This window comes from Streptomyces niveiscabiei (genome assembly GCF_001419795.1).
Lineage (GTDB): Bacteria > Actinomycetota > Actinomycetes > Streptomycetales > Streptomycetaceae > Streptomyces > Streptomyces niveiscabiei.
On the sequence record NZ_LIRL01000808.1, the window covers coordinates 1 to 2,947 of the forward strand.

A 2,947-nucleotide genomic window follows, 5' to 3' on the forward strand; every position below is an offset into this window, starting at 1 on the left:
CGCCCCGACCCTCGCGGCAGCCCCCAAGTGCCCCCAGTTCGAGGACAAGCTGAAGGCGGCGGCCGACAAGAACGTCCACCTCGACCGGATCACTCCCGACCCCGTCTGGCGCACCACCTGCGGCACCCTCTACCGCAGCGACAGCCGCACCCCCGACAAGATCTTCCCCTTCGGGTTCTTCCCCAAGGACGTCGAGAACGGCCAGTACGACGTGGAGAAGTACGTCCTCGTCAACCAGCCCTCCCCGTACGTCTCCACGAGCTACGACCACGACCTGTACAAGACCTGGTACAAGTCCGGCTGGAACTACTACATCGACGCCCCCGGCGGCATTGACGTCAACAAGACGATCGGCGACACGCACAAGTGGGCCGACCAGGTCGAGGTGGCGTTCCCCGGCGGGATCGCCCGCGAGTACATCCTCGGAGTGTGCCCGGTCGACAAGGTCAAGAAGATCGAGATCATGGACGACTGCCGGAGCAACCCGTACTTCGAGCCCTGGCACTGACTCATCCGGTGCTGAGCATCAACAGCTCCGACCCCACCGGCACATAGCCCGCCGCCTGGAACGCCCGCTGACTCCGGGCGTTCCCCGGCGCGACCTGTGCCCACACCGGCTCCCCGGCCAAGTACCGCGCCGCGTCCACGAGTTGCCGCCCGAGACCCCGGCCGCGTACGGACTCGTCGACCTCCACGGACACTTCGAGCCGTCCGCCGATCCCGCGTCCCAGGACCAGGACACCGCCGTCCGCCCGCCAGACCCGTACGTCGTCCCGCCGCTTGCGCGCGTACGCCACCCTGGGGTGCCCGGCGTCCGTGATCTCCCGCAGCGGCAACGGGAGTTCGCCCTCGCGGGGCTGGGCCAGCAGCATCGCGTCGACCGTCTCCGCGGTGCGGCCCGTGTGCGCCAACAGGGCGGCGAGGAAGGCCGGGTGGGTCGGCGCGGAGTACATGTCGCAGTCCACGCGGCCGAGTTGCGCGTACACCCAGTCGGGGTCCTCGTCGAGGAAGACCACCGCGTGCGCGGTGAAGTTGAGGACGCCCGCGTCGCGTCGCGACAGCTGGGGGACCACCGTCGTACGGCCGTCCGGCGGGGGGAAGACGCCGCGCGCCGCGCCGTCGAGAATGTCCCGCAAGGTCTCCACCGCACACCTCCTGAACGAGCCGCTTGAGTCTCCACCCACTGGAAGGCCCAGACTCCGACACATGATCGACCACGGTACGGGGCTGTTCACCATCGGCGAGCTGGCCCGCTCCAGCGGACTGTCCGTCCGCACCGTCCGCTACTGGTCCGACGAGGGCGTCCTCGACCCCGTCGGCCGCTCGGCGGGCGGCTACCGGCTGTACGACGCCGAGGGCGCCGCCCGGCTGGAGCTGATCCGCACCCTGCGCGAACTCGGGCTCGGGCTCGACGCCGTGCGCGAGGTGCTGGCCGGGGAGCGGACCGTCGCCGAGGTGGCCGCGACGCACGTCGCCGCCATCGACGTACAGATCAGGTCCCTGAAGGTGATCCGGGCCGTGCTGTCGAGCGTCGCACGACGGGGTTCCACGACGGAGGAGATGAAGCTCATGCACCGACTGGCGAAGCTGTCCGCGGCCGAACGGCAGCGGATCATGGAGGAGTTCGTGGCGGAGACGCTGCACGGGCTGCCGGGGGTCGACCCCGACATCCAGGAGCGGATGCGGCGTACGGCCGTCGAGCTGTCCGACGATCCGACGCCCGAACAGGTCGACGCCTGGGTCGAGTTGGCGGAGATGCTGGAGGACCCGGAGTTCCGGGCGCAGATGCGGCGGGCCGTCGAGTTCAACGCGGCCGACCGGACGGGGAGTTCACCCTCCGGGGAGGCGGTGTGGTTCGCCAAGCGGCTCGTCGAGCTGGTCGCTCCGCTGCGGGAGCGGGGGGTCGCGCCGGACTCCGCCGAGGCCGGGGCGGTGCTGCGGGAGCTGTTCGGGGACGCCGACCGGGGGGACGTCCTGGAGCGGATGACCGCCGGGTTCGACGAGCGCGTCGCCCGGTACCGGGAGCTGCTCGCCGTCCTTCAGCGGCAGCCGGCGCCGCCGCACGCGGAGGACTTCGCGTGGGTGGTCGCGGCGCTGCGGGGGAGCGCGGGCAGTTAGTCTGACCTGCGTCAGTCGGACAGCAAGCAGTGGATAAGGGGCGGATCGGTGGCCAGCATCGAAGAAGCGCGCAAGGAATTCGACCGGATCGACACGGACGGTGACGGCGAGATCACCGCGGCCGAGTTCAAGACCGCCCTCGCGCAGGGTGGCGACTGGAACGTCACCGAGGCCGTCGCCGAGTCCATCATCAAGAGCCGGGATCTCGACGGGGACAAGAAGCTGTCGTTCGACGAGTTCTGGGCGCACCTGAGCAAGTAGTCGCCCTCTCGTTCGTGGAGGGCCGGTTCATCGCTTCGGCCGTTGGATGCGTACGCTCCAGCGGCCGTCGGCGTGCCGGTCCAGGCTCAGGGGCAGGTCGAAGCACTTGCCGAGCAGGTCGGGGGTGAGGGTCTCCCGGGCCGGGCCCTGGGCCAGCGCCCGGCCGTCCCGCAGCAGCAGGGCGTGCGTGGTGTGGGGCGGGAGCTCCTCCAGGTGGTGCGTGACCAGGACCGTCGCCAACTCGGGGTGGTTCGCCGCGAGTTCTCCCAGCGCGCCGATCAACTGCTCCCTGCCGGGGAGGTCCAGGCCTGTCGCCGGTTCGTCCAGCAGCAGGAGGCGGGGCGCCGGCATCAGGGCCCGTGCGATCAGCGTGCGACCCCGCTGACCCTGCGAAAGCGTGGGCCAGCGGGCCTCCTTGAGGGACCCCAGGCCCAGGGTCTCCATCAACTCCTCCGCCCTGTCCCGCTGTTCGGGGGTCGGCCGCCAACGCGGGAGCGGGGCCACCGAGTTGGTGACGCCGGTCAGGACGACCTCCCGGGTCGTCAGGGGGAGGTGCAGGGGGTGGCGG

5 protein-coding genes are annotated in these 2,947 nt (G+C 70.7%); 3 read left to right on the forward strand and 2 right to left on the reverse strand.

Annotated elements, in window-relative coordinates:
* A partial coding sequence (locus tag AOK24_RS34205; RefSeq protein ID WP_055723891.1) for an ADP-ribosyltransferase occupies nt 1-508 on the forward strand: 508 nt, incomplete at its 5' end.
* A 1-nt stretch (nt 509) separates the two neighbouring features.
* On the opposite strand, the gene AOK24_RS34210 is transcribed toward AOK24_RS34205, so the two are convergent.
* Complete coding sequence (locus AOK24_RS34210) at nt 510-1,145, reverse strand: GNAT family N-acetyltransferase (RefSeq protein ID WP_055723892.1); 636 nt, start codon at nt 1,143-1,145, stop codon at nt 510-512.
* 61 nt (nt 1,146-1,206) lie between these two features.
* Between AOK24_RS34210 and AOK24_RS34215 the strand changes: the two genes are divergently transcribed.
* The gene (locus AOK24_RS34215) at nt 1,207-2,118 is read left to right on the forward strand and encodes a helix-turn-helix domain-containing protein (protein WP_055723893.1); all 912 of its coding nucleotides are present in this window, start codon (nt 1,207-1,209) and stop codon (nt 2,116-2,118) included.
* A gap of 48 nt (nt 2,119-2,166) precedes the next feature.
* Complete coding sequence (locus AOK24_RS34220) at nt 2,167-2,379, forward strand: EF-hand domain-containing protein (RefSeq protein ID WP_055723894.1); 213 nt, start codon at nt 2,167-2,169, stop codon at nt 2,377-2,379.
* Nucleotides 2,380-2,406: 27 nt separating this feature from the next.
* Here AOK24_RS34220 and AOK24_RS34225 read toward each other — a convergent pair.
* The coding region (locus AOK24_RS34225; RefSeq protein ID WP_055723895.1) for an ABC transporter ATP-binding protein at nt 2,407-2,947 on the reverse strand (541 nt) is incomplete at its 5' end.

Bases quoted from the DNA above. Each gene is read 5' to 3' on its own strand.
- AOK24_RS34215 (WP_055723893.1), top strand. From the start codon at position 1,207: ATGATCGACCACGGTACGGGGCTGTTCACCATCGGCGAGCTGGCCCGC.